The 19,850-nt window shown below is 69.3% G+C and carries 17 protein-coding genes; 10 read left to right on the plus strand and 7 right to left on the minus strand.

What is annotated here, in order from left to right; all coding sequences use genetic code 11:
* Nucleotides 1-47 precede the first annotated feature (47 nt).
* The 6 genes from FDA38_RS29590 to FDA38_RS29615 all read left to right on the plus strand — a co-directional run bounded on the left by FDA38_RS29590 (nucleotide 48) and on the right by FDA38_RS29615 (nucleotide 7,900).
* Complete coding sequence (locus FDA38_RS29590) at nucleotides 48-1,262, plus strand: helix-turn-helix domain-containing protein (RefSeq protein WP_137257397.1); 1,215 nt, start codon at nucleotides 48-50, stop codon at nucleotides 1,260-1,262.
* A 184-nt stretch (nucleotides 1,263-1,446) separates the two neighbouring features.
* On the plus strand, nucleotides 1,447-3,276 hold the full coding sequence (locus FDA38_RS29595; RefSeq protein WP_170989915.1) for an outer membrane protein assembly factor BamB family protein: 1,830 nt from the start codon (nucleotides 1,447-1,449) through the stop codon (nucleotides 3,274-3,276).
* On the plus strand, nucleotides 3,273-5,201 hold the full coding sequence (locus FDA38_RS29600) for an NHL repeat-containing protein (protein WP_137257399.1): 1,929 nt from the start codon (nucleotides 3,273-3,275) through the stop codon (nucleotides 5,199-5,201). Before FDA38_RS29595 ends, FDA38_RS29600 begins: the two co-directional genes overlap by 4 nt.
* A gap of 16 nt (nucleotides 5,202-5,217) precedes the next feature.
* A complete protein-coding gene (locus FDA38_RS29605; RefSeq protein ID WP_137257400.1) occupies nucleotides 5,218-6,450 on the plus strand; it encodes a DegT/DnrJ/EryC1/StrS family aminotransferase in 1,233 nt (410 codons plus the stop codon).
* Complete coding sequence (locus FDA38_RS29610) at nucleotides 6,447-7,175, plus strand: amidohydrolase family protein (protein WP_137257401.1); 729 nt, start codon at nucleotides 6,447-6,449, stop codon at nucleotides 7,173-7,175. Before FDA38_RS29605 ends, FDA38_RS29610 begins: the two co-directional genes overlap by 4 nt.
* On the plus strand, nucleotides 7,169-7,900 hold the full coding sequence (locus FDA38_RS29615) for an amidohydrolase family protein (protein WP_137257402.1): 732 nt from the start codon (nucleotides 7,169-7,171) through the stop codon (nucleotides 7,898-7,900). Before FDA38_RS29610 ends, FDA38_RS29615 begins: the two co-directional genes overlap by 7 nt.
* Here the strand turns inward: FDA38_RS29615 and FDA38_RS29620 are convergent.
* The 4 genes from FDA38_RS29620 to FDA38_RS29635 all read right to left on the minus strand — a co-directional run bounded on the left by FDA38_RS29620 (nucleotide 7,895) and on the right by FDA38_RS29635 (nucleotide 10,254).
* Nucleotides 7,895-8,419 (minus strand): GNAT family N-acetyltransferase, encoded by a 525-nt coding sequence (locus FDA38_RS29620; RefSeq protein WP_137257403.1) that lies wholly within the window; start codon nucleotides 8,417-8,419, stop codon nucleotides 7,895-7,897. The two genes, FDA38_RS29615 and FDA38_RS29620, sit on opposite strands and share 6 nt — an antisense overlap.
* 60 nt (nucleotides 8,420-8,479) lie before the next feature.
* The gene (locus FDA38_RS29625) at nucleotides 8,480-8,797 is read right to left on the minus strand and encodes a hypothetical protein (protein WP_137257404.1); all 318 of its coding nucleotides are present in this window, start codon (nucleotides 8,795-8,797) and stop codon (nucleotides 8,480-8,482) included.
* Between the two features lie 62 nt (nucleotides 8,798-8,859).
* Nucleotides 8,860-9,675 carry a CPBP family intramembrane glutamic endopeptidase gene (locus FDA38_RS29630; protein ID WP_137257405.1) on the minus strand — a complete coding sequence of 272 codons (816 nt, stop codon included), beginning with the start codon at nucleotides 9,673-9,675 and terminating at the stop codon, nucleotides 8,860-8,862.
* A 3-nt stretch (nucleotides 9,676-9,678) separates the two neighbouring features.
* On the minus strand, nucleotides 9,679-10,254 hold the full coding sequence (locus FDA38_RS29635; RefSeq protein WP_137257406.1) for a TetR/AcrR family transcriptional regulator: 576 nt from the start codon (nucleotides 10,252-10,254) through the stop codon (nucleotides 9,679-9,681).
* A gap of 46 nt (nucleotides 10,255-10,300) precedes the next feature.
* Here FDA38_RS29635 and FDA38_RS29640 point away from each other — a divergent pair, with 46 nt between their 5' ends.
* On the plus strand, nucleotides 10,301-12,718 hold the full coding sequence (locus FDA38_RS29640) for a glycoside hydrolase family 3 protein (RefSeq protein ID WP_137257407.1): 2,418 nt from the start codon (nucleotides 10,301-10,303) through the stop codon (nucleotides 12,716-12,718).
* Nucleotides 12,719-12,761: 43 nt separating this feature from the next.
* On the opposite strand, the gene FDA38_RS29645 is transcribed toward FDA38_RS29640, so the two are convergent.
* Entirely contained in the window at nucleotides 12,762-13,718 is a 957-nt protein-coding gene (locus FDA38_RS29645) for an ArsR/SmtB family transcription factor (protein ID WP_137257408.1), read from the minus strand.
* 59 nt (nucleotides 13,719-13,777) lie between these two features.
* Here FDA38_RS29645 and FDA38_RS29650 point away from each other — a divergent pair, with 59 nt between their 5' ends.
* The 3 genes from FDA38_RS29650 to FDA38_RS29660 are packed head-to-tail and all read left to right on the plus strand — an operon-like array spanning nucleotide 13,778 to nucleotide 16,432.
* On the plus strand, nucleotides 13,778-15,052 hold the full coding sequence (locus tag FDA38_RS29650; RefSeq protein ID WP_170989916.1) for an MFS transporter: 1,275 nt from the start codon (nucleotides 13,778-13,780) through the stop codon (nucleotides 15,050-15,052).
* On the plus strand, nucleotides 14,964-15,779 hold the full coding sequence (locus FDA38_RS29655; RefSeq protein ID WP_137257410.1) for an ABC transporter ATP-binding protein: 816 nt from the start codon (nucleotides 14,964-14,966) through the stop codon (nucleotides 15,777-15,779). Before FDA38_RS29650 ends, FDA38_RS29655 begins: the two co-directional genes overlap by 89 nt.
* The gene (locus tag FDA38_RS29660; protein WP_137257411.1) at nucleotides 15,776-16,432 is read left to right on the plus strand and encodes a hypothetical protein; all 657 of its coding nucleotides are present in this window, start codon (nucleotides 15,776-15,778) and stop codon (nucleotides 16,430-16,432) included. The genes FDA38_RS29655 and FDA38_RS29660 overlap by 4 nt, the downstream gene beginning before the upstream one ends.
* Here FDA38_RS29660 and FDA38_RS29665 read toward each other — a convergent pair whose 3' ends face one another.
* Both FDA38_RS29665 and FDA38_RS29670 read right to left on the minus strand, forming a co-directional pair.
* Nucleotides 16,433-17,479: a LacI family DNA-binding transcriptional regulator gene (locus FDA38_RS29665; protein ID WP_137257412.1), complete on the minus strand. Its 1,047-nt coding sequence runs from the start codon at nucleotides 17,477-17,479 to the stop codon at nucleotides 16,433-16,435. It abuts the gene before it with no gap.
* A gap of 4 nt (nucleotides 17,480-17,483) precedes the next feature.
* The gene (locus FDA38_RS29670; RefSeq protein ID WP_233714990.1) at nucleotides 17,484-19,844 is read right to left on the minus strand and encodes a glycoside hydrolase family 3 N-terminal domain-containing protein; all 2,361 of its coding nucleotides are present in this window, start codon (nucleotides 19,842-19,844) and stop codon (nucleotides 17,484-17,486) included.
* Between the last annotated feature and the right edge of the window lie 6 nt (nucleotides 19,845-19,850).

Raw genomic sequence — 19,850 nt, forward strand, 5'->3', positions numbered from 1 at the left:
GTGGGGTGTTCTGGTGAGACTGAGCCGATGAAGGAGGGGGCCCCGCCATGGTGACGTCGATCGGGGTGGTGGGACCGTCGGACCTGGTCACCTCCACCAGCCGGATCCTGAAGGGACTGCGTGGGGTCGAGATCGTCCCGCTGCGATACCGCCGGGAGACCGATACGCCGAAGGTGATGGCGAACGCGCCGGGCAGTGTCGACGCGTGGCTGTTCACCGGCGTCGTCCCGTACCAGATGGCCGCCGCGCAAGGCCTGCTCGACCGCCCCGCGGCGCACGTCGAGTACACCGGCGCCACACTGATGCGCGCCCTCGTACAACTGCTGAGCGAGGGCCGCGACGTCACCTCGATCAGCATCGACGTACTCGACGAGGCCGAGGTGCGGGAGACGTTCGACGAGGTCGGGCTGCCGACGAGCGGCGTACGGGTCCTGCCGTACCGGCCCGGGCTGAGCCTCGAGGAGATCCTCGCGTTCCACCACGAGGCCCGCGCGACTGTCGCGATCACCTGTCTGCGATCGGCGTACGAGAAGCTCCGGACCGAGCAGACCACGCTGCGGCTCGCCCCGTCGGTCCACTCGGTGCGCAGCGCGGTCAACAGTCTCCTGCTCGTTCATGACGCTTTGCGCAGTGACGATGCGCAGATCGCCCTCGGCCTGGTCGAGATCTCCCCGGACGCCGAGAGCGCGCTCCGCCGCGAGGCCGGCTCGCTCGGCGGCAGCGTCATCCGGTACGACGACAAGCGCTGGCTCGTCATCGCGACCCGCGGACCGCTCGAGCAGGCGACCGCCGCATTCACCGAGCTGGGCATGCTGACCCGCTTGAAGGAACAATTCGGACCGGTCCGGATCGGGTTCGGCATCGGCGGCTCCGGCACCGAGACCGAGGCGCTGGCACGCCGCGCACTCGGTCGCGCCAGGACCGCAGGCCGTACGGCGGCCGTCGTCTCGCTGCGCAACGACATCGATCTCGTGCTCGTGGGCGGAGCCGCACCACGAGCCCAGCAGCGGTCGAAGCTGCAACTGCTCGCCCAACGCGCCGGCCTGTCGAAGGCAACCCTCGAGCGCCTGCAGGAACTCGTCCACGCAACTCCCGACGACGGCCTCACAACCCGCTCGGTCGCCGACTACCTCGGGATTCAGCCGCGTACGGCGCGCCGCGTCCTCAACCGCCTCGAGCGCGCCGGCCTGGCCGACGCGACCGGGACCCAGCTCGGCACCGGCAGCGGCCGCCCGCTGGTTGTTTACCGCGTTCATCTCTGATTGTTTCCCGAGCGGTTGACGCGCTGACGCACGTCCGGCTAATTTCAGCCATGACCGTAATTCAGTGCGTACTGTCCCGGGAGGCCTTGTGGACAAGCGAATCGCACGGGGATTGATCGCTGCTCTGGTCATCTGCGCAGGACTGGTGAGCGTTTCGGCACCAGCAACAGCCTCAGTTCCGGAGGTGACCGGAAGTCCAACGGTCACCAATCTCGGGCCGGCATCCGCCGTGACCTCGACCAGCGTCGCCGAACAGGTCGGCGACCGGATCTGGACCATCACCTCCGGCGTCTCCCCCGTCCAGGTCGGCGCGTTCGACCCGGCCACCAAGACCGTCGACCGCAAGTTCTCACTGCCCACCGGCGCCGGCGCCTGGGCGATGACCCACATCGGCACCGATCTGTACGTCGGCCTCTACACCCCCGGCGACGTCTACCGGATCGACACGACAACCGGCGCCGCGACCAAGGTGACGCAGTTCGGCTCGTTCATCTGGTCGATCGCGGCGACGCCCGACGGCAAGATCGTCGCGGGCACCTACCCGGACGGCGCCGTCCACGAATACGACCCCGCCACCGGCGCCACCAGGTCGTACGGCGCTGCCGTCGCCGGCGAGCAGTACGTCCGCAGCATCGCCGCCGACGCGACCACGATCTACGCAGGTGTCGGCACCAAAGCACACCTGATCGCCATCGACCGCGCCACCGGCGACCGCCGCGACGTACTCCCGGCCAAGTACGCCGACCGCACGTTCGTCGCGACCCTCGCCCTCGACGGCACGAAGCTCGCCGCGAGCCTCTCCCCCACTGGCACCATGCTCGTCTACGACACCACCGACCTCAGCAACCCGGTCGAGGTCCAGACCCCCGGCGGCGACCAGTACATCACCGCGATCACGATCGTCGGCGCCGACATCTACCTCGGCACGCGACCGTCCGGCACCCTCTACCGGTACCGCGACAGCACGCTGACCCGCCTCGGTTCGCCGTACGACGGGGCGTACTTCAACCGGATCTTCGTCGACGGCTCGACGATCCGGGCCGAGCTGACCAGCCAGGTCGTCGACTTCGACGAGGCCACCGGCGAGTTCACCGGCACCGATCTCGGCCAAGCCGGTCTGCCGCCCGCACCAGAGCAGGCGATGGCGATCACCGCGACCCCGACGTCCGTGCTCGTCAGCGGCAAGGCCGGCATCCAGGTCCACGACCTCGCCACCGGCGCCAGCACGCGCACGTTCCTCCCCGGCGAGGCGAAGACCCTGACCCCGATCGGCCGCGACATCTACCTCGGCGTCTACACGCTGGCCCGGCTCTGGCAGATGAAGCCGGACGGCTCCGACCTGCACGAGCTCGGCCAGATCGGCAACGAGCAGACCCGCCCGACCGACGCCGCGTACGACGCCCGCTCGCGCAGCTGGCTGATCTCCACCGAACCCGACTATGGCAGGTACGACGGCACGCTGGTCGAGCAGCACCTCTCGACCGGCCAACGGGAGGTCCACCGCGGCGTCGTACCGCAGCAATCGGTCCGCTCGGTGACCACGGCCGACGGCATCGCCTACCTCGGCGGAGCGACCCGGAACAGCCTCGGCACCGACCCGATCTTGCCCGAGGCAACCGTCGTCGCCTACGACCTGCGCAGCAACAAGGTGCTCTGGACAACCGCTCCGTTGCCCAAGGCACAGAGCTACAGCGATCTCGTCGTCTACCGCGGCCGCCTGTACGCGACCACCGACGACGGCAGGCTCGCCGTCCTCGATCCACGTACCGGCAAGCTCACCGGCACCGCCGCGATCGGCACCGGCCAGAGCCGCCTCACGATCGCCCGCTCCGGCCTGTACGGCACCGACAACAAGCGCGTCTTCAAGATCACGCCCGACCTGACGATCACCACCGTCGTCGACAACCTCGGCGCCGAGATCTACAGCTACCCGCTGATCACGACCTCCCACAACGGCGACGCCCTCTACACGATCAAGGGCCGCGACCTGATCCGCATCGGAGGACTCCGATGATCATCTCCCGCCGTACGGCGCTCGCCGGCGCGCTCGCTACCGGCGCAGTCACCGCTCTGCCCACAACCGCCCACGCGGAGGACAGTCCCATCGACGGTTCCACGCTGCCCACGTCCGGTCCCGCAGTCGTGACGGCAGCCGTCGTCGCGATGGCGGTACACGACGGACACGCCTACCTGATCAGCCGCGGCATCGTGCCGCCCCGGCTGACCGAGATCGACCTGACCACCCGCAAGGTCACCAGGACCGTCGAGCTACCGACCGGCGAAGGCGGCTGGGGCATCACCGTTGCCGGAGGCAAGGTGTACGCCGGCCTCTACCCGGTCGCGGACGTCTACTGCTTCGATCCGGTCGACGGATCCGTGACCCACGTCGGCACTCTGGCCGGCGCCGGCGGCTTCGTCTGGGACATGACGACGGCACCCGACGGCCAGGTGTTCGCGGTCAGCTACCCGAACGGCGCCGTCTGGCAGATCGACCCCGCCACGAACACTCCGACGCAGCTCGGCGCACCGGTGCCCGGCGCGCAGTACGGCCGGTACGTCGGTGCCGCAGGCAACTACGTGTACGTCGGGATCTACACGCCGTCGCAGCTGGTCGGGTACGACCGGAGTACGAAGACCTTCCGGGATCTCACGCCGGAGGCGTCGCGCGGGCAGAACTTCGGCCCGTTCGCGGCGACGGACGGCCGGATCTTCGTCGGCAGCAGCCAGGCGATGCTCAGCATGACGCTCGACGGATCCGATGTTCAGACGGCACCGCTGCCTGCGGGTGAGACGGGCGTCGATGCGATCACGGTCGCCGCGGACGGAACGGCGTACCTGACGACGAGGACGTCTGGAACGGTCTGGAAGTGGGGACCGGACGGCCTCGTCGCGGTGGCGACCCCGGCCCCTCAGGATGAGCACCGCAAGCTGGTGTTCCTCGATGCGACGACGCTGCTCGGCGCGACCGGATCCGGCGTGCTCTGGTGGTTGGACGTCTCCACCGGATCCTTCGAGCTGCTCGACCTGATCGACGCGGGGTTCGTCCCCGCACCGGACCTGCCGCAGTCGATCGTGCTCGGCGACCCGCATCTGTACGTCGGCGGCCACTGGGTGATCACCGAGCACGCCGCGTCGACCACCCGGCGGATCCGCGTCGCGGGCGAGGCGAAGACCCTCACTTGGGTCCGCGGCGAGCTGTACTCCGCGCTGTACCCGAGCACCGAGGTCGTCCGCGTCAACCCGCGGACCAAAGAAGTCCACAGCTTCGGCACGATCGATCACGAGCAGATCCGCCCCTGGCAAGCCGCGTACGACGAGAAGTCCAAGCTCCTCGCAATCGCGTCAGCACCGGGCACCGGCAAGCTCACCGGCGCTCTCACGCTGCTGGATGTGCGTACCGGCGAGCTGGACGTGCACTACGGGATCCTGCCCGACCAGAGCGTGATGACGGTCTCGATCGTCGACGGTATCGCGTACCTCGGCGGCGACGTGGTCGGCGGCGGAGGCATCACCCCCACGCGCACCTCGGCAGCGATCGCCGCCTTCGACCTCCGCCGGCGCAAGCTGCTCTGGACCGTGGAACCGCTCGCCGGCGAACGCTCCATCCAGAGCGTCGCGGTCCACAACGGCATCCTGTACGGCGTACTGAAACGCACCAGCGGCGGATGGTTCCGGTACGACCTGCGGACCAGGACCGTCGTACGCGGTGAGAACAAGCTGTCCGGCTACGGCCAGATCCACACTGACCGGACCGGCGTCTACTGTGAGACGAACTTCGGCGGGAACCTGTACCAGCTGGGAGCCGGGCCGGCCAAGCTGCTCGTCGACAAGCTCGGCGACGGCTGGTACACGGTGCCCCAGCTGACCCCGGTCCGCGGCGCGCGGCACTCGGTGTGGGGCCTCGCCGATCGCGACCTCGTCCAACTACCGTTGCCGTAAGCAAAGGATTCTTGTGATGCAGAACGACCAGCTCGCTCGCGACGGCGGTACACCGGTACGCACAGAGCCGCTGCCGTCGGTGATGAACGCCAGCGGCCGGCGCTTCGGTGACGACGAGGTCAAGGCGGTCGAGCGGGTGCTCCGCAGCGGCATGCTGTCAGCCACGTGGGGCACCGAGGTGCCCGCACTGGAAATGGAGTTCGCCGACCTGCTCGGCGCCGGGTACGCGGTCACCTGCAGCTCCGGTACGGCGGCCCTCCACCTCGCCGTCGCCGCGGTGAACCCGGAGCCCGGTGACGAGATCATCACCACGCCGATCAGCGACATGGGCACGGTGTTCCCGATCATGATGCAGAACGCCGTACCGGTGTTCGCGGACGTCGACCCGATCACCGGGAACCTGACGCCCGAGTCGGTCGCGGCCGCGATCACGCCGCGGACCAAGGCGGTGATCGTGGTGCACCTGTTCGGCAAACCCGCGCGGGTGCGGGAGCTGCGGGAGTTGTGCGACCGGCACGGGATCCTGCTGATCGAGGACTGCGCGCAGGCGTACCTCGCGCCGGTCGGCGATTCGTACGTCGGCCGGATCGGACACATCGGCTGCTTCAGCCTGCAGCAGACCAAACACATCAGCGCCGGCGACGGCGGCCTCACGGTCACCGACGATGCGCAGAAGGCCCGACGGATGCGGCTGTTCGCCGACAAGGGCTGGCCGCGTGACACCGACGAGCGCACGTACCTGTTCCTCGCGCTGAACTACCGCATGACCGAGCTCGTCGCCTCCGTCACGCGAGCCCAGCTCAACCGGCTCCGCGGCGTCATCGAGGACCGTCGTACGGCGGCCCTCCGCGCGACCGCCGCGATCGAGGACCTGGCCGGGATCACGCCGCCACCCGACGGACACGACCACGTGTACTGGCAGTACCCGCTGATCATCTCCGAAGCGGCCGGCGACATGCGCGAATGGGCCGCCGCGCTGACCGCCGAGGGCATCCCCGCGAACGGCGGCTACCTGACCAGCCCGCTGTACGCCGCACCCGCCGTCCGCGAGCGGATCACGTACGGCGACTCCGGGTTCCCGCTGCAGGACGTGTCGTACCCGGTCGGCCTGTGCCCGAACGCGGAGGAACTGATCAACAACCGCCTCCTCGTCCTGCCCTGGAACGAGAACTACACCGAATCCGACGTCGACGACATCGTCACGGCGATCCGCAAGGTGCACAAAGCCCTTGCGCAGGAGGCCTCATGACCGACACTCCCCTGCTGCTCGACTGCGACATCCTCGTCGGGCACGAGGTGACGACCGGACGATGGGGCAAGCCCGAGAAGGTGCGGGAGGTGCTCGACGCGAGCGGCATCTCCGGCGGGGTCGTGTCCGCGCTCCGGGCGGTGCACTTCGACGTACCGTCCGGAAACGACGAAGCGCGCAAGGTTGCTGATGGCAACGGATGGACGCTGTGCCCGGTGCTGGATCTGCGTGATCCGCTCGGCGCAGAGAAGGAGCTGGAGCGGCTGCTGGCGGGTGAGGTGCCGCCGCGGGCAATTCGGTTGGCACCGACCGCGCAGAGCGTGGAGCCGAGCTACCCGTCGTTCGGTCATATCGTGCAACTGCTGGTCGACGCCGGCGTGACGATCTTCACCGAGGGCGACGTACGGAAGGTCGGACCGGCGTTGCGCGGGCTCGGCGCGCGGGTCGTGTTCCTCGACACGCATTTCTACTACCTCGGCGACTTCGTCATCCTGGCCCGCTCGGAGCCCGGGTTCCACACCTCGACCCGGATGCTGACCGGACCCGACTCGCTCGAGATCGTGGCCGCGGAGGTCGGCGCGGAGCGGCTCGTGCTCGGCTGCCGGACGCCGTTCCACGAGACCCGTTCGGTGGTCCGCCGGCTGCTGACGTCCAAGCTCAGCCCGGACGAGATCGCGCAGGCCGGCAGCCGCAGCCTCGAGACCCTCCTGGAGCCCGCATGCTGATCGACGTACACGCCCATTGGGGGCCGTGGTTCTTCTCGATGGACACCGCGAGCATCGACGTCAACCTCGACCTGATCGACCGCTTCGGCATCGACCTCCAGCTGGTCTCATCGATCGAGGGCATCGTGTACGACGCCCCGCTCGGCAACCGGTCGCTGGCCGAACAGCTACCCGTCGACGAGCGCCTGCGCGGGATGATCGTCGTCGACCCGCGCCGCCTCGACGAGGCCCGGACCGACCTCGACGAACTGCTCGCCGGGGACGGGCGGACGCGGTGGGTCGGCGCGAAGATCCACAGCGAATACAGCCGTACGCGGATCAGCTCACCCGCGATGCAGGCGGCGATCGAGCTCACCACGGAGTACGGCCTGCCGACGCTCGTGCACACCTGGGGCGACACGATCGTCGATCTCGCCGACGTCGCGGCCCGGGTGCCTGAGGCGCGGGTGCTTGCCGGTCACATGGGAGCTAACGGCTGGCCGCGGGTGCCCGAGGCCGCCGACCGGTCCGACCGGATCTGGTTCGAGCCGTGCTGGTCCGCGCCGGAGGCGAACCGGATCCGCTGGATCCTCGACCGGATCGGGCCGAGCCGGATGATGTTCGGCACCGACGCCACGTTGATCGACCCGTCGATCGCACTGGGCGCGCTGGAAGCCGCCGACCTCACGCCGGAGGAGCACGCCGCGATCACCCACCGGAACGCGACGGAACTCTTCGCCCTATGACGCGTTGACGAAGACGAGGATGTCGTGCTCGGGGCCGCGGACCTCGGGCTCCTGCCAGCCGAGGTGGCGGTAGAACGCGATCGCGTCGTGGTTCTGGTTCCAGGCGAGCAGCCAGGCGCGGGAGCGCTCACGGGTCGCGGTCTCGAGCAGGCGACGGGCCAGGCCGGTGCCGCGGGCGTGCTCGAGTACGCCGAGCTCGTCCACCTCGAACGCGCCGACGAGCAGCTCCTCGACCTGCTCAGCCCCGAGCCGGTCGAGGACGGCGCCGTACGACCGGTCGGTCCGGAACGGCGCGGGCGTCGTCCAGCCGGTCACGAACCCGGCGATCCGCCCGTCGTCCGTCCGCTCGATCCAGGCCTGGAAGCCGTCCCGCTCCACGTCGCCCTCGAGCCGCTTCCGGAACGCGATCCTGGTCTGCTCGGGGTCCCGGTGCTCGAACGGCGGTGCGGTGAACACCTCGACGTACGCCGTCGTCAGTTCGTCCGCGATCTCCAGCACGTCCCGCCCATACGTCTGCACCGCTCCAACCTAACGTCGGAGCGGTGCTTCCTGCGACCGGGTTGCAGGAACGCGCAGCTCTCAGCTGGTCGGCGCCGGCTCGAGGACCGCCGGGTCCACCGCGGGCGCGGTGATCGTGGGGTCCGGTGTGGAGGCGATCGTCTCCAGCTCGGTGCGGAACTGCGGCAGCATCCAGCGCAGCGGCTGGTCCAGGACGCGCGCGATGGTTGCCTCGTCAACCCGGAGCAGGCCGCCGATCCGGGCGAGCGCGTCCGGCTCGTCGGTGGCGGCGTACAGCAGATGGACGACCTCGTGCCGATGCGCGAACACGGCGAGCGCCGCGGCGGCCAGACCGGCATCGATCTCAGGCGGACTGGTGATTTCCCCGTTGACTGTCACGACAAGCTCAACCCGTTCGGGCCCCGATCGGTTACGTGTCAGTCTTTACACTTGTCCAGTTTTCAACTGGGTAGCCAGGAGACCTTGCCCAGCAGGTACGTCGCGCCGATCAGCGCGCCGGTGTCGATCAGGGTATGCGCGACCACGAGCGGCATGACCCGGCCCCAGCGCCGGTACAGCCAGGTGAAGATCACGCCCATGATCACGTTGCCGGCGAATCCGCCGAGACCCTGGTAGAGGTGGTACGAGCCGCGGATGAGCGCGCTGGTCGCGGTCGCGCGGCGGACGGACCAGCCGAGCTGGTCGAGCCGATGGTTGAGGTAGCCGAGCACGATCACTTCCTCGAGTACGGCGTTCTGTGCGGAGACCGCGACCAGGATCGGGATCCGCCACCAGTAGTCGGGCAGCTGCGACGGGTCGACGGTCAGGTTCGCGCCGGTGGCGTGTGCACCGATGTAGAACAGCAGGCCGGCGCCGCCGATGATCGCCGCGATCGCCGTACCGCGTCCGAGGTCCCGGAGGCGGTCGCGCAGGTCGAAGCCGATCGTCCGCAGCGTCTCCCCGCCACGCGCGAGAAAGTGCCCGACCAGCGCGACCGGCACGAGCGCGGTCACGATCGCGAACACCTGCCAACTCAGATCCAGCCAAGGCCGCCCCGGAGCCCGAGACCCCACAATCACCGCGGTCTGCCCACTGATCGGCTTCGAGGACGTCAACACCCCCGCAAACGAAATGACCGCCGCCACCCCGGACGCCCCCAAGGACAGGGCCAGCACAAGCCAGATCTCTCGGGTGAGCATCCGACGGCTGACACCGACGGGTGCTGACGGTGCGGACGGCTCGGCCGGGGTGGTCGAGTCTTCGGCGGGGCTCGTCATGGTTCAACTATCGCGCAGTAGATCCAGCAGGTTGTCGAAGAGGTCGGCCGGGTCGGCGGGTAGGGCGTACTGGGACTGGACCTGGAGGCCGTCGGAGAGCGCGATCAGGATGGTGGCGACGGATTCCGGGTCGGCTGACGGGTTGAACGTGCCGGCGGACTGGCGGGCGCGGATTGCGTCGGCGAGGGCGGCGCGGATGCCGGCGTACCTGTCGATGAAGTAGTCGTGGGAGTTGTGATCGGGGTCGCCGGCCTCGGCGGAGAAGGTGGAGTAGAGCTCGACGAGACCTGGTACCGATCCGTTGTGCCGGACCGCAGCGGCCAGCAGTTCGATCGGATCGGCGGCGTCGGCGAACCGCGACCGGTCGGCCTCGTCGCGAGCTCGCAGTACTGCCTCGAAGAGCTTCTCCTTCGAGCCGAAGTAGTGCAGCAGCCCGGCCTCGCTCAGTCCGACCGCGGCCGCCAGCTCCCGTGTCGACGTCTTCCGGTAGCCGTGCCGTGCGATCACCTCGAGTGCGGTCCGCAGGATCTCGGCGCGCTTGGCGACACCCTTCGCATACGGACCTCGAGAACCAGCCATACCCAAAACCTAGCATCACTCGGCTTTCAGACGTACAGTCTTCGGCATGAACTTCGACGACCTGCTCGGCCGGCTCACCCTCGAGGACAAGGTCCGGATCCTCACCGGCCAGGACTTCTGGTCGACGTACGCGCTCCCGTCGATCGGCCTGCGCTCGATGGTGCTGTCCGACGGCCCGAGCGGCGTCCGCGGCCCGGTCTGGGACGAGCGCGACCCGTCGCTCAACCTCCCGTCCGCCACCGCGCTCTCGTCGTCCTGGGACGTCGACATCGCCCATCGGTACGGCGTGGTGTCGGCGCTCGAGGCCCGCCGCAAGAACGTCGACGTCGTCCTCGGCCCGACCATCAACCTGCACCGTTCCCCGCTCGGCGGCCGGCACTTCGAGGCGTTCAGCGAGGACCCGGTCCTGACCGCGGAGCTCGCCGCGGCGTACGTCTCCGGCGTCCAGGAGCTCGGCGTCGGCGCCACCCCGAAGCACTACGTGGCGAACGACTTCGAGACCGACCGCTTCACCGCGAACGTCGTGGTCGACGAGCGCACGCTCCGCGAGGTTTACCTGCTCGCGTTCGAGAAGGCCGTGACCGAGTCGAAGGCGTGGCTCGTCATGAGCGCTTACAACTCGATCAACGGCGCGACCGCTTCCGAGAACGACCTGCTCGAGACCCCGCTCAACACCGACTGGGGATTCGACGGCGTCGTGGTCAGCGACTGGACCGCCGTACGCAGCGTCGAGAGCGCCAAGCACTCCCAGGACCTCGCGATGCCCGGCCCGATCGGCGCCTGGGGCGACGCACTCGTCGAGGCGGTCCGGTCCGGCGAGGTCAAGGAGGACGCGATCGACCGCAAGGTCCTCCGCATCCTCGCCCTCGCCGCCCGCGTCGGCGCCCTCGAAGGCTACGAGAAGCCGGCCGACGTACCGCACGTCGACGGCGTCGCGTTCGCCCGTACGGCGTCCGCCGAAGGCACCGTCCTGCTCACCAACAACAACGAACTCCCCTGGGCCGACCTCCAGCGCGTCGCGGTCATCGGCCACAACGCCCGCGACGCCCGTACGCAGGGCGGCGGCAGCGCGACCGTCATCCCGTCGGCCGTCGTCTCCCCGCTCGACGGCATCCGCAAGGCACTCCCGAACGCCGAGGTCACGTACTCGATCGGCGCCGTCGTCCAGGAGGGTGTCGGCGAGTTGCCCCCGGCAACCATGACCAACCCGCAGACCGGCGAACGCGGCGGCCGCGTGCGCTTCCTGGACGCCGACGGCACCGAGCTGTACGCCGAGGACCGGTTCTCCAGCGCGCTCGTCTACCTCGGCGGTGACGCACCGATCGCCGAGTCGACGGTCTTCGAGTTCCGCACCACCTGGACGCCGGCCGAATCCGGGGCGATCAAACTCGGCTTCGCCTCGGTCGGCCGCGGCCGGATCTTTGCCGATGGCAAGCTCCTCCGCGAGGACACCGCGATCCCGGTCGGCACCGACCTCGGCGCCGCGCTGCTCTCACCGCCGTCGATCTCGACACCGCTCGAGGTGACCGCCGGTACGCCGATCGACGTCCGCGTCGAGCTCGATCTGCCCAAGCTGGAAGGCGGTCTGAGCAACGCGTTCGGAATCATCGTCGGCGTCGAGCCGAGCAACGACGACCCGCAAGCCCTGATCGACGAGGCCGTAGCGGCAGCCCGTGCGGCGGACGTGGCACTGGTTGTCGTGGGCACCAACTCGAAGGTCGAATCCGAAGGCTACGACCGCACCTCACTCGCACTCCCCGGTCGCCAGGACGATCTGGTCCGCGCCATCGCGGCTGCCAACCCGCGTACGGTCGTCGTGGTCAACGCCGGCTCGCCCGTGCTCCTCCCGTGGCGGGACGACGTCGCGGCCACGCTGGCGACATACTTCGGTGGTCAGGAGTACGGCGACGCGCTCGCCGACGTGCTCCTCGGCCGGACCGAGCCGGGCGGCCGGCTCCCGACGACGTGGCCGCGCGAACAGGACGACGTACCGGTCATCGACGTCACCCCGAAGGACGGCGTCGTGCGGTACGACGAGGGCATCCACATCGGCTACCGCGCTTGGCTCAAGGCGGGCACCGAACCGGCGTACGAGTTCGGTCACGGTCTCGGGTACACCACGTGGGAGCTGTCCGACCTTCGCGCCAACGACCCGACCTCGGTCGCGCTGACGGTCCGCAACACCGGCGACCGCGCCGGGAAGCACGTCGTCCAGGTGTACGTCGAACGCCCCGACAGCACGGTCGATCGACCGGTCCGCTGGCTGGCCGGCTTCGCCGTCGTACGCCTCGACGCCGGGCAGGCCCGCGAGATCACGGTCGCCCTGCACGAGCACGCCTTTGAACACTGGGCTGTTGCCGAAGATGGGGCAGGCTGGACCACCGAGCCAGGCACCTTCACCCTCCGAGCCGGCTCGTCCGTGTCGGATCTCGCACTCACCGCCGAACTGGAGATCCTGCGCTAGCTGCCCAGCTGGGCGAGCCCCGGCGTTCGTCCGACGGACGCCTTCAGCCCGACACCGGCCGTCCGACCACTCGGCGGCCGGTGTCGGACTGCCAGTACAAGACCGACCGTCCGGACCGGCGGCGTTCGAGCAGTCCGCTGTCGGTCAGCACCCGGAGATGGTCGGAGACAGTCGCGAGTGACAGACCGGTCGTCGCGACGAGCAGCGTCGTACTCACCGGTGACGCGGCCTCGACCAGGATGCGTGCACGGTTGCGGCCGAGCAGCTGTACCAACGGCTCGTCCGGAGTCGCAGTCGTCGCGAAGATGCCGGTGACCGGGTAGGCCAGCGCGAACCGATCCGGCAACCGCCAGCTCACGTTCACGCGCTGCGTGTGCGCCGCGATGAACATCAGATCCCGTCCGCGAACGTCCGTCGGTGGATAGTCCCATCGGTTGACCTGGATCCGCCCGTCGCCCAGCCACCGCACATCCGGCCCCAGCCCGCGGAGCACACCCGACCACCCTTGCTCGCTTAGCCGCGACGTCCGCGACACGATGTCTGCCTGCAACACCCGCAACCGCCGCGGCCACTCCGGCTCGATCGTCGCGCTCCAGATCCACCGCAACAATCCAGCAGCCTCGCTGGCGAGCCCGCGAGTCTCGAGCAGGACTGACGGCAACGGCGTGCGTACGACGCTCAGGTCCGCGCGGATGTGGTCATCGGAAAGGGCCAGCAGCGGCCCGAGCTCCTCCTCCAGCGCGAGGTCCGGTTCGAGCGGCGGGACGGTGAAGAAGTCGGCGGCCCAGCTCGTCCCGAACGCGCTGTCCACGATCGCGGCCCAGACCGGGTTCGCCACCAGCGCAGCCTGGTAGTCAGCGACATGCTGGTCCTTCCACGGCCGGTACCACGGCTCGACCGGGCTGCTCAGCAGCTTGAGCGCCGACACGGTCTCGGTGAGCTGCGACGTACCGAACCGGGCGTTCACCAGGGTGTCGGCATCGACCAGGAACTCTGACAACGTTTCGCCTCCACCCGAAACTGTAGGCGGCGAGCGGGCCGCGGTCGATGCTCCATCCCATGAGCACCTACACGCAGATCTTCGCCAACCGCGAGTTCCGCAACCTGTGGATCGGCAGCGCGCTGGGCAACGCGTCCTCGACGATGACCAGCCTGACGCTGGCGATCGTGGTCGACGCCACGACCGGGTCCGCGCTGCTCGCGGCGATGATCATGTTCGGGCCGTCGCTCGCCCAGGTGCTCGGCGTGTCCACACTGATGTCGGCCGCGGACACTGCCCGGCCGCGGCAGATCCTCACGTTGCTCGCGGCCGGTTCGGCCGTTGCGGTCGGCATCCAAGCCGCCCTCGACCTCTCCCCCGGCCTGCGACTGGTCCTGTCGCTCACGCTCGCGTACGGCCTGTCGATCGGCGCCGGCGTGCGCTACGGCCTGCTCGGCGAGGTGGTGCACGACGACCAGTTCATCCTCGGCCGCTCCGCGATGAACCTGTCGGTCGGCGCGATGCAGATCGCCGGCTTCGGCATCGCCGGCATCCTGCTGCAGGCAGTCAGTCCGTCGACCGTCCTCTGGATCGCGACCGGCTTCGCCACCCTCGCCGTACCGGTCGTCCGGTTCGGGCTGCAGGACCGTCCGCCACGCCGGGTCGCGCGGACCGGTCTCGCCGAGACCTGGCGCGGCAACCGCGTGCTGCTCTCCCAGAAACGCACCCGTCCGCTCCTGCTCGCCCTGACCCTTCCCAACGGCCTGATCGTCGGCTGCGAGGCCCTCTTCGTCCCGTACGCCGGACCTCGCGCCGGCTGGCTGCTGGCCGCGGGAGCCGCCGGGATGATGAGCGGCGATCTCATCGTCGGCCGCTTCCTCAGCCGGAACGGCCGCCGGGTCGCGGGACGGTGGCTCCGGTTCGTGCTCGCCGTACCGTTCCTGGGCTTTGCGTTCCACCTGCCGATCGCCGTGCTCTGCGTACTCGTCGCCGTCGGCAGCTTCGGCTACTCGGCTTCCCTTGCCCAGCAGGAGGTTCTCGTCGATCTGACTCCGGCGCAGCTGCGCGGACAGGTGCTCGGGCTGGAGTCCGCGCTGCGCATGACGACCTTCGGCGTGGCGGCGATCCTCGCGGGCGCACTGGCTGATCTGACCTCGGCCGCCCCGACGATGACAGCGTTCGCGGCGGCGTCCCTGCTGGTCTCTGCGATCCTCACCCGCCCGCTCGCCCGGGTGATGCGGCCCGCCGGGTGGATAGGCTCGCCGCATGGAAGTGGTCCGGCTGCGGCAAGTCTCGAAACGGTACGGGCGACGGGAGATCCTGGCGGACGTCGACCTGCAGGTGAACGCGGGTGAGCTGGTGGCACTGGTCGGCGCCAACGGCTCCGGCAAGTCCACTGTCCTCAAACTGATGGTCGGCCTGTCCCGGCCGTCCGCGGGATCGGTGCAGCGCAATGCCGGTGTCGTCAGCTACGTCCCGGATGTCTTCGCGTCCCACGATCGCCTCTCCGCGTCGGCGTACCTGAGGCATATGGGACGGATCCGTGGACTCAGCACGCGTACGGCGCAAGCCCGCGCTCACGAACTGCTCGACCGGCTCGCGCTCTCGGGCGGCGCGGACACCCCGATGCGGAAGCTGTCCAAGGGCAACGCACAGAAGGTCGCGCTGGCCCAGGCACTCCTCAGACAACCTGAGCTCCTCGTCCTCGACGAACCGTGGGCCGGTCTCGACGCAACCGCTCACACCACCCTGCGCGAGCTCCTCACCGAGACCGCCGCACAAGGCGCCGCGGTCGCCTTCACGGAGCACTCCGCCCAGGTCGTCCGGTCGACGGCGACGCGGGTCTGCGAGATCGAGCACGGCCGGCTGACCGCGCTGACCCATCAGGCGAGTCTGACCGAAATCTCGATGGTTCCCGGCGCCGAGATCGATTGGTCGCGGTACCCGGACGTGGTCGAAGTACGACCGCACGAGGCAGGTGTCACGCTGATGGTGCCGACCGGCCGACATGACGCGACGCTGCTGACCGCCCTGCAACACGGCTGGTCGGTCACGACGGTCCGCCAGGTGAGGTCCGAGTGACTGCCCTCTATCGGTACCTGCTCACGAGCGTCCTGCTCTCCCAGCGTTACCTCCCGCCGACGCTGATCTTCCTCGCCGCGATGGCCGTCGGTACGACGTCGGACAACGGCCCGCTGCAGTCGTCGTACGCGTTCTGCGTGCTCGCGATGCTCGTCTGTACGACGTGGTTGACCGTCAGCATCGTCAACCACGAGGACCCGACGCAGCGGCAGATCACGGTCGTGACGGTGGGGAGCTCGTTACGAGTTCTGGCGACGACGGTCGCTGTCGTGGTCACGTGGTGCGTCCCGCTGCTGATCATCGGATTGATCTACCCGATCGTCACCGGGAAACATGTGGTCACCGCGGGAGATCTCGCGGTCGGTGCAGCCGCTCAGCTCGGGGCGGCGCTGGTCGGCGCGACGATCGGGCTGTTGTGCTCGCGGCTGGTGATCCGGCGGATCGGGATCGCGATGCTGACGGCGGCGGCCGCGATCATCGCCGTCCTGCTGCTGCGCTGGATCTCCCCGATCCGCTCGATCATGACCGTGCTGTCGGACGACAAGTCGGCCGGTGCCAACGCAGTACCGCTCACTCTGCTCGCGGCGTTGTCCGTGGTGCTGCTGGTCGCTGCGGTGTTCGTGACGAAGGCCCTCGCGGACCGGAAGGAATGATCAGGAGGCCGCGACGGACGACAGCTCGAGCGGTGCGGCCGAGCCGCGGACGATCAGGGTCGTTGCCAGCTCGACGTGGTGTGAGGCGACCTGCTCTCCCGCCGCCAATTGCAACGCCGTACGGAGTGCGACCGCGCCCATCTCGCGCAGCGGCTGCCGCACTGTGGTGAGCGGCGGCGAGGCGAGCCGGGCCACCTCGGTGTCGTCGAAGCCGACCAGGCTGAGGTCCTCGGGCACCCGCAGGCCGCGCGCCCGCGCTGCCTCCAGGATCCCGAGCGCGACCTCGTCACTGCCGGCGAAGATCGCGGTCGGCCGGTCCCGCAGGTCCAGCAACGAGGACCCGCCGGCGACGCCGTCGTCGTACAGGAAGTCGCTCAGCCAGATGTACTCCGACGGCACCGTCGCGCCGACGGCGTCCATCGCGCTGCGGAAGCCGCTCATCCTGGCCTGGTTGCAGCCCGAGGTCGGCTGGCCGCCGACGTACCCGATCCGGCGGTGGCCGAGGGACAGCAGGTGCTGGGCAGCGGCCATCCCGCCGGCGAAGTTCGTCGAACCCACACTCGTGACGTCCGGCTGCGGGATGTTCGCCGGGTCGATCACCACGAGCGGCAGTCGGGCTCGCGCCAGCGCGGCCAGGTCGGCATCGGCCAGCTGGCTGGTGAGCCCGATCGCGGCCCGGCGGCCGTTGCCGATCAGGGTGCGGATCCAGCGCGCGGCACGCCCGCTGCTCGACGCCTGCGGGTGCGGCGGGTGGGCGTTCAATATCACATCGACGCCCTCGGCCTGACCTGCCTCGACGACTCCTTGGATGACCTGGACCGAGTACGCGTTCAGCACACCCTGGTAGAACAGCTCGACCGTGTCCCGGTGGACGGGGTCCGGGCGGCGGCCGACGTACCCGTGCTTCTCCAGGATCTCCTGGACCCGCGCGCGGGTGACCGCCGAGACGTCGCTGCGCCCGTTGAGCACCTTGGAGACCGTGGCGACCGAGACACCGGCGGACCCGGCCACCGTCGCCAAGGTGACGCGACCCTTCAACCGAGTCATCTCGTCACCCTCCTCCTGGATCCTCTGCGATCGTCACCGGCGTCGTCAGGACCCGGTCGTGTCCGACCACCCTCACATCCCCGGTGATCCGCACCGAATCGCGACACGGCAGGTCTTGTGACGACGTGCCCATCATCACTTCGAACTCACCGGGCTCGACGATCCGTCTCAGATCCGGGCCGGTGTACGCCGTGCGATCGGCGTGCACGTGGAACGTGACATCGACCGCCTGTCCCGGCTCCAGCGACACCCGCGCGAACCCGGTCAGCAGCTTCAACGGCCGGGCGACCCGGGCGACGACGTCCCGCAGATACAGTTGCACGACCTCGTCGCCGGGCCGGTCGCCCGTGTTCTGCACCCGCACCGTCGCGGTGAACTCGCCGTTGCTGCCGATCTCCGGCGCGCTCAACCGGAGATCGGCGATCGTGAAGGTCGTGTACGACGCCCCGTAGCCGAACGGGTACAACGGGCGGACCTCGAGCCCGCTGATCCCGGCGCTCTCGACACTGCCGAGCGCCGGCTGCAGGTACGTGCCGGGCTGCCCACCGACATGCCGCGGGATCTGCACCGGCAACTTGCCACTCGGCACGATCCGCCCACTCAGCACACCGGCGATCGCGGCCGCACCTTGCTGGCCCGGGATGAACGCCTGCACGAGCCCGGCGATCCGGTCCGCGAACTCACCCAGCGCGTACGGCCGCCCGGACACCACCACCAGCACAACCGGCTTCCCGGTGCCGAGCAGCGCATCCAGCAGTTGCCCCTGCACGCCCGGAAGCCGAAGATCCTCGGCGTCACAGCCCTCACCGGACGTCCCGTGCCCGAACAACCCGGACAGGTCGCCGACGAACGCCACCACCGCATCACAGTCCTGGGCCGTCGCAACCGCCTCGTCGAACCCGGAGCGATCGTCACCCATGACGTCACACCCCTTGGCGTACGACACCTCGACGCCGGCCAACTCGTTGCGCAAGGCATCGAGCGGCGTGGCGATGTCGATCCCCAGCCCTCGCTCGGGGTATCGCGGAAGCACGTGGTTCGGGAACGCGTAGCAGCCCATCAAGGTGCGCGGGTCATGCGCAGTCGGACCGACGACGGCGATCTTGCCCAGGTTGTTCAGCGGCAGAGCCGTGCCCGCATCCAGCAGCACAACGGACTTCTCCGCCAGCTCGGTGGCGATCGATCGGTTGTCCGCCGAGTCGAGCTCTACATCCGTCCGCACCGACCCCTCGGGCGTCCAGTCCTCGTCGAGCAGACCGAGCTCGATCTTCTGCAGCAGCAACCTCCGCGCCGCGCGATCGACGAGCTCCTCGGACACCTCGCCCGACTTGACGTTGTCCACCAGCCCGGCGAACCCGATCGTGTCGGGCAGTTCCACATCGGTCCCGGCCGTCAACGCCAGCGCGCCCGCGTCCGCGTTGTCCGCCGCGACCCGATGCATCGACGCCAGGAACGGCACCGCCCAGTAGTCGGAGACGACCGTCCCGTCGAAGCCCCACTCGTCCCGCAGTACGTCGGTGAACAACCACGGATCCGCACTCGCGGGCAGTCCGTCCAGATCGGCGTACGCGCTCATCACCGATCCGGCAGCGGCCGTCGCGATCGCGGTCTCGAACGTCGGCAGGATGATGTCGAGCAGCTCGCGCTTACCCATCGACACCGGGCCGTGGTTCCGGCCGGCGCGCGACGCGGAGTACCCGGCGAAGTGCTTCAGCGTCGCGATGACGCCGGCGCTCTGCAGACCGCGCACGTACGCCGAGCCCAGGATCCCCACCAGGTAAGGATCTTCGCCGATCGTCTCCTCGACGCGACCCCACCGATAGTCACGTACGACGTCCAGCACCGGCGACAAGCCTTGATGCACCCCGACCGCGGCCATGTCCCGCCCGATCGCGGCTGCCATCCGCTCGACCAGCGACGGGTCGAAGGTCGCACCCCAGGCGATCGACGCCGGGTAGACGGTCGCGCCGTACGTCGTGAAGCCGGTCAGGCACTCCTCGTGGACCAGCGCGGGGATGCCGAGCCGGGAGTTCTTCAGCACGACCTCGTGTTGCCGGATCACCTCGGCGATGCCCTGCTCGACCGACAGCGGGTAGCTGCCCCAGACCCGGGTGAGATGACCGAGACCGTCGCGGCTCGCGTCCTCCAGCGACGACGATCCGCCGGCGGAGAAAACGTCCTCCATCGGCGCCACGTTCATCGCCTCGTCCGGCGGCACCTCGGTGTCGGCCATGTCGTTACCGGCCCAGCGACTGCCCAGCTGCGCGACCTTCTCCTCCAACGTCATCGCCCGCAACAGCAGGCCGACCCGCTCGGCGGCAGGCAGCGCAGGGTCGCGCCAGGGCCGGTCAGTCGAGATGGACAAGAAAAT

It is taken from the genome of Kribbella jiaozuonensis (genome assembly GCF_005233875.1).
GTDB lineage: Bacteria > Actinomycetota > Actinomycetes > Propionibacteriales > Kribbellaceae > Kribbella > Kribbella jiaozuonensis.